A 6367-nucleotide genomic window follows, 5' to 3' on the forward strand; every position below is an offset into this window, starting at 1 on the left:
GGATGGGCGCAAGCCTGTGGTCATCACGGCGGCGATGCGTCCCGCGACGGCACCGGATGCGGATGGCCCGCGCAATCTACTGGACGCGACGCGTGTAGCTCAGGAGGCTGCGCGCCGTGGCCTGGGTGGGGTGGTGGCCGTGATGCACGGCGGTGTCTGGGCAGGCAGCCAGGTCCGCAAGATGCATTCGTGGTCGATGGACGCGTTTGATGCTGGTGGGCAGCCGGCTTTGGCGCGGGTGGATGCGCAAGGTCAGTGGCGCGACGATGTGGCGAGTTGGCCAGCAAGTGGCAACGCCGGCTGGTGGCCATTGAATCTCACGCCGCCCCGCGTGGAAATCATCCACAGTCATGCTGATGCCGATGGCTGGATGGTGGACGCTGCGCTGGCTTACGCGCATGAACATGGCCCGCTCAAAGGCTTGGTCATGGCTGGCACGGGGCATGGCACCTTGCACAAGGGCCTGGAAGCGGCCTTGGCCAGGGCAGTTGCGCATGGCATCACGGTCTGGCGCAGCTCGCGCGTGGCCCGTGGCGGCGTGCAGTCTCGGGAAGGGGATGCGTTTGCGGCTTGTGGTGAGCTGACGGCAGCTCAAGCCCGGGTGGCGCTCATGCTCTATCTGATGGGGGTGTGAGCATGAGGCACAGAAGATAAGGTGGGATACGAAGCGGGATCCTGAGTGCGGTGACCGACATCTCTGGTCTGCTTTATCCCTCCGGGCCAGCTCAAGCTGTTTGCCCGGTTCGAAGCGAATTGTGCAAGCGCAATGTGAAAGGACGATGACAGTGTCGCCCGTCCCCTGGTGTGCTCGCGCTGATCAGTGGCCGGCTGCCGAGTACGCCATCAGAAAGGCGATGCTCCAGCTGATGGCGATGCCGATGATCGCCATCTTTGTTTGGCGGCGGCTGTCTTCGCTCAGATTGGTCCATGTGGCAATGGCACGACTTGTTGACATGGTGGATCCTGCAAACTGGGGGTACACATTCAGGGTTCACCCCTCATGCGAGGGGTTGTGTGAGTATATTGCACCATGTATTGGGGCTCTGATCTCCGTATTTGACCGGAGATGAGCTGTGCATATGTCACAAAACGTGTGTCAGTCGGTGTGCGCGGGGGGCGTTTTGTGGGGGGAGACAAGGCGGATCAGCGTCCGCCGGTCACATCCAGGATCGCGCCTGCCGTGTAGCTGGCCTTGTCTGACAGTAACCAGACGATGGCTTGCGCGACCTCTTGTGCCGAGGCGGCGCGTCCCATCGGCAGGCTGGGGCCCAGGCGCGTGGCGCGATCCGGTTCGCCACCCGTGGCATGAATGCCCGTATCGGTGATGCCTGGGCGCACCGCCACCACGCGCACGCCTTCGGGTGCCACTTCCTTGCACAGCCCATTGGTGAGCACGTCGATGGCACCCTTGCTGGCCGCGTAATCCACGTAGAGGTTGGGCGAGCCCGTGCGAACCGCACTGCTGGACACGTTGACGATCACGCCGCCCTGGCCGCCCAAACGGGTTGACATCCGCTTGACCGCTTCCCGGGCACACAACATGGGCCCCAGCACATTCACATTCAGCATGCGTTGCATGCGTGCCGCAGACATGTCCGCCAAAGGCGATGTCGTGTCCACGACGCCGGCGTTATTGACCAGTCCTGTCAAGGGCGGCAGAGATTTGTCTGCGATGGCGAACAGTTTGAGCACCTGTTCTTCATCGGCCACGTCGGCTTGGGCGATGATGGCGTGTGGAGAACCGAGTTGCAGGCATTGCTGCGCGACCTCACGGGCCAGATCGGGCCGGTGGGCATAGTGAATGAGCAGGCTGTGGCCCTGAGTGGCAAGCAGGCGGGCAGTGGCGGCGCCGATGCCCTGGCTGGCGCCCGTGATGAGTGTGACCGGTTTCATGCAGCGACTTTACATTCCCTTAACCGCGTGGACGCGCTCTGACAACAAGCCACACGGAAACTGGCGAGATGAACACGATGAAAAAGAGCAAATGGTTGTCCGGCTGGCGACTGGCATCCGGCCTGGTTGTGCTGGCTGCAGCCGGCTGGGGCATCAAGCATTACTTCTTCACGCCGCCTGCTGCGCCGCAGGTGATCACGGCGAAGGTGGCATACGAGGATCTGGAAGACACCGTGCTGGCCAGTGGCACCATCCAGGCGCAAAAGGAAGTGAGCGTGGGCGCACAGGTGTCCGGCCAGATCAAGCGCTTGTACGTGGATCTGGGGGACAAGGTCAAGAAGGGCCAGTTGGTGGCCGAGATCGATTCCACGACGCAAAACAATGCCTTGCGCAATGCCGAGGCGCAAGTGGCCTTGCTGACCGCACAGCGCCGGGCCAAGGTGGCCTTGCAGAAACAGGCCGAGCTGACTTTCAAGCGCAAGCAGGAGCTGGTCAGGCTGGATGCCGGCGCCAAGGCGGATCTGGAAGATGCCGAAGCCGCCTTGGCCACCACCACGGCTGACATCGGCGCGCTGGATGCCCAGATCAAACAGGCTTCGATCTCCGTGGACACGGCCAAGGTCAACCTGGGTTACACGCGCATCCTGGCGCCGATTGATGGCGTTGTGATCGCAGTGATCGCGGAAGAAGGGCGCACGGTGAATGCGATTCAGTCGGCGCCGTCCATCATCAAGCTGGCCAAGCTGGACCAGGTGCAGATCAAGGCGCAGATCTCCGAGGCCGATGTGGTGCGGGTCAAGCCTGGCATGCCGGCTTACTTCACCATCCTGGGCGAGCCTTTGCATCGCTTTGATGCCACGCTGCATGGTGTGGAGCCGGTGCCTGAGGCGGATCAGACCGACGCAAAAGTGACGGCATCGACCTCCACCACCACGGCCATCTATTACAACGGCTTGTTCGATGTGCCCAATGTGGATGGCAAGTTGCGTGTCCTGATGACGGCGCAGGTTTTCATCGTGCTCAACAAGGCCGACCATGCTCTGGTGATCCCGGCCTCGGCGCTGGGTAAGCGTGATCGCAAGACCAAGACCTACGCGGTGAGCGTGCTGGAGGGGCCGCAAGGCAAGCAGCAGGTATCGACACGCCAGGTCAAGATCGGGCTGAACAACCGCGTGCAAGCCCAGGTGCTGGAAGGCCTGAAGGAAGGCGATCTGGTGGTGGTGGGTGAGGCCACGGGCTCAGGCAATGGCTCGGGCGGTTCGCGTCGTCCACCAGGCATGTTCTGACGCCATGACAGTGACTTCACAACCGTCTGCTGCGCCCGCCCTGCTGGAAGTGCAGGACCTGTGGCGCGAGTACCCCTCGGGCGACAGCTCGGTGGCGGTACTCAAGGGCATCAGCCTGAAGATCGTGGCCGGGGAGATGGTCGCCATCATCGGCGCTTCGGGTTCGGGCAAGTCCACGCTGATGAACATCCTGGGCTGCCTGGACCGGCCCACCCGCGGCATCTACAAGGTGGCGGGCCAGCCTACCGCCGATCTGGAGCCCGATGAACTGGCTCGCCTGCGTCGAGAGCACTTCGGCTTCATCTTCCAGCGCTATCACCTGATGGGCGACCTGACAGCGGCGGGCAACGTCGAGATTCCGGCCATCTACGCGGGGCACGGGCCTGCCGAGCGCCATGCGCGTGCGGCGGCCTTGTTGGGTCGACTGGGCCTGGGCGAAAGGGTGCGGCATCGCCCGGGGCAGTTGTCCGGTGGGCAGCAGCAGCGCGTGAGCATTGCGCGGGCGCTGATGAATGGCGGCGATGTGATCCTCGCCGACGAGCCCACGGGTGCGCTGGACAGCGTCAGCGGTGAGGAGGTCATGCGCATCCTCAAGGAGTTGCATGCCGATGGCCACACGGTCATCATCGTGACCCACGACCCCAAGGTGGCGCAGCACGCGCAGCGCATCATCGAAGTGGCCGACGGCGAGATCATTGCCGATAGCTACAAGGATGGCGCTGACGTACATCGAGCCGTGAAGCAGGAAGAGGGTGCTCCTGAGCCTCATCCCTGGCGTGCCAACTGGGATCGCTTCTCCGAAGCTTTCACAATGGCTTTGCGCGCCATGGCTGGCCACCGCTTGCGCACGTTGTTGACGATGCTGGGCATCATCATTGGCATTGCGTCTGTTGTGTCGATGGTGGCCTTGGGCGAAGGCTCGCGCCAGCGCGTGCTCAAGGACATCGCGGCCATGGGCACCAATACGATCGATATTTTCCCGGGCAAGAACTTCGGTGACAGGCAGGCCGGGCGTATTCGAACCCTGGTGCCGGCTGATGCCGATGCCTTGTCCAATCTGAACTATGTGGACAGCGTGACGCCTACTGTCAGTACCAGCGTGACGCTGCGCCGTGGCAATGTGGAAGCCACGGCCAACGTCACCGGCGTGGGGGAGGACTTCTTTCGCGTCAAGGGCTACACGATGGCGCAGGGGCAGGCCTTTGACGCCGACAGCGTGCGCCGTCAGTCGCAGGAGGCCGTGATCGACCCGAATGCGCAGAAGGCGCTGTTCCCCAATGGCGAGAACCCGGTGGGGCAGGTGATCTTTCTGGGTTCGGTGCCGGTGCGCATCATTGGCGTGACCTCGCCTCAGGAAAGCGGCTTCATGATCTCGGACAATCTGAACGTCTGGGTGCCCTATACGACGGCCATGCGGCGTTTGCTGGGGGTGCGCTGGCTGCGCAACATCACCGTGCGCATCAGTGACGATGTGCCCTCGGCCGCAGCCGAGCAGGGCATCACCAAGCTGGTGACGCAGCGCCATGGCTCGCAGGACTTTTTCGTGCGCAACAGCGACAGCATCCGCCAGACCATCGAGAGCACGACGCAGACGATGACGCTGCTGATCTCGTCGATTGCGGTGATCTCGCTGATCGTGGGCGGCATCGGCGTGATGAACATCATGCTGGTGTCGGTGACGGAGCGCACGCAGGAGATCGGGGTGCGCATGGCCGTCGGTGCCCGTCAGAGCGACATCCTGAGGCAGTTCCTGATCGAGGCCGTGCTGGTTTGCCTGATTGGCGGCGTGCTGGGTATCGGCCTGGCCTTGCTGATTGGCTTGGGTTTTGACAAGTTTGGTGGCGGCTCTTTCAGCATGATTTATTCGGTGTCATCCATCGTGGCGGCCTTTGGTGTGTCGTCCTTGATCGGTGTGGTGTTCGGCTTCCTGCCTGCGCGCAATGCGGCCAAGCTGGACCCGGTTGATGCCTTGTCCAGACAGTGAGCGAGCAACGCATGAATACAGTGAGCAAACGCATGCAGATGAAATGGAAGTGGGGCGGTGTGGCGCTGGCGGTGGCCTTGTTGAGTGCCTGTGCTGCGCCTGGGCATTACGAGCGCCCTGCTATGGCCATGCCGCAAGGGTGGCAGCAAGGCGTGCAACCGGGTGAAGCTGCGAAACCGGCTGCCTTGGCACCCTGGTGGCAAGGTCTGCAAGACCCGGTGCTGACGCAACTCATCCAGGACGCCTTGGCCCGCAACAACAACCTGGCGCAGGCCGCGATCAAGGTGCGCCGTGCGCAATTGGTGGCGGGCCAGGCGGCCAGCGATCAACTGCCGTCCTTGAGCGTCAAGGGCAGCAGCACGGCTTCGCGTCTGCTGGATGGCGGCCCCACGACGCGCCTGAGTTCCGTCACGGCTGGCGCGAGCTGGGAAGTGGATTTGTGGGGGCGCCTGGCTTCACTGCGCAGCGCCGCAGATTGGGAGGCACAGGCTACCGAGCAGGACAGACAGGCTGCAGCCATGTCGCTGGTTGGGACCGTGGCCAATCTGTACTGGCAGGTGGCCTACTTGAACCAACGCGTGGCTGCCAGCGAGCAAAGCATCGATTACGCGCGCCAGACGCTCAAGCTGGTGGATGCGCAGTACAAGGTGGGTGCCACATCGGGGCTGGAAGTGGCCCAGGCCACGCAGGCGCTGGCGGCGCAGGAATCCAGCCACACGCAGTGGTTGCTGCAGCGTGTGCAGGCACGCAATGCCTTGGCCGTGCTGTTTGACGGACCGCCTTCCGTGGCCATGAAGGAGTCCTTGCGTTTACCCGAGGGCGCTTTGCCTGATGTGCAGCCCGATGCGCCGGCATCCTTGTTGGCGCGTCGCCCTGATCTGCAGGCTTCGGAGCTGCGTTTGCGCAAGGCCCTGGCGTCGGTGGATGCCACCAAGGCCAGCTTCTATCCGACCTTGTCACTCACGGGTAGTGTGGGGGGCAGCAGTGATGCCTTGTCTCGCGTGTTGAGTGATCCGGTTGGGACGCTGGGCGCCGGCTTGGTGCTGCCCTTTGTGCAATGGCGTGACATGCAGCGCAGCGTGGACATCTCGCAAGCTGATTACGAAGTGGCCGTACTGGGCTATCGCCAGAGCTGGTACCAGGCGCTGGCCGATGTCGAGAATGCCTTGTCGGCTCGGGTGCAGTACGAGAACCAGGGCTCGCA

General features: G+C 63.1%; 6 protein-coding genes. 4 read left to right on the forward strand and 2 right to left on the reverse strand.

Going from position 1 to position 6367, the window contains the following annotated elements:
* Positions 1–634, forward strand: a 634-nt coding sequence (locus EPO09_RS03895; RefSeq protein WP_290640364.1) for an asparaginase, incomplete at its 5' end; no start/stop codon positions are given.
* Positions 635–817: 183 nt separating this feature from the next.
* Here EPO09_RS03895 and EPO09_RS03900 read toward each other — a convergent pair.
* Positions 818–955, reverse strand: a complete 138-nt coding sequence (locus EPO09_RS03900) for a hypothetical protein (RefSeq protein WP_290640369.1) — start codon at positions 953–955, stop codon at positions 818–820.
* A gap of 188 nt (positions 956–1143) precedes the next feature.
* Positions 1144–1893 carry an SDR family oxidoreductase gene (locus EPO09_RS03905; RefSeq protein WP_290640370.1) on the reverse strand — a complete coding sequence of 250 codons (750 nt, stop codon included), beginning with the start codon at positions 1891–1893 and terminating at the stop codon, positions 1144–1146.
* 68 nt (positions 1894–1961) lie between these two features.
* Here EPO09_RS03905 and EPO09_RS03910 point away from each other — a divergent pair, with 68 nt between their 5' ends.
* The 3 genes from EPO09_RS03910 to EPO09_RS03920 form a co-directional block, all read left to right on the forward strand.
* Positions 1962–3179, forward strand: a complete 1218-nt coding sequence (locus EPO09_RS03910) for an efflux RND transporter periplasmic adaptor subunit (RefSeq protein WP_367200040.1) — start codon at positions 1962–1964, stop codon at positions 3177–3179.
* A 4-nt stretch (positions 3180–3183) separates the two neighbouring features.
* Positions 3184–5163 carry a MacB family efflux pump subunit gene (locus tag EPO09_RS03915; RefSeq protein ID WP_290640371.1) on the forward strand — a complete coding sequence of 660 codons (1980 nt, stop codon included), beginning with the start codon at positions 3184–3186 and terminating at the stop codon, positions 5161–5163.
* Positions 5164–5174: 11 nt separating this feature from the next.
* The coding region (locus EPO09_RS03920) for an efflux transporter outer membrane subunit (protein ID WP_290640372.1) at positions 5175–6367 on the forward strand (1193 nt) is incomplete at its 3' end.

The organism is Aquabacterium sp. (genome assembly GCF_004297345.1).
Classification (GTDB): Bacteria; Pseudomonadota; Gammaproteobacteria; order Burkholderiales; family Burkholderiaceae_C; genus Aquabacterium.

Excerpts from the sequence above, each read along its gene's own strand:
- EPO09_RS03910 (WP_367200040.1), top strand. The coding sequence starts at position 1,962 with ATGAACACGATGAAAAAGAGCAAATGGTTGTCCGGCTGGCGACTGGCA.
- EPO09_RS03915 (WP_290640371.1), top strand. The coding sequence starts at position 3,184 with ATGACAGTGACTTCACAACCGTCTGCTGCGCCCGCCCTGCTGGAAGTG.
- EPO09_RS03900 (WP_290640369.1), bottom strand. The coding sequence starts at position 955 with ATGTCAACAAGTCGTGCCATTGCCACATGGACCAATCTGAGCGAAGAC.
- EPO09_RS03905 (WP_290640370.1), bottom strand. The coding sequence starts at position 1,893 with ATGAAACCGGTCACACTCATCACGGGCGCCAGCCAGGGCATCGGCGCC.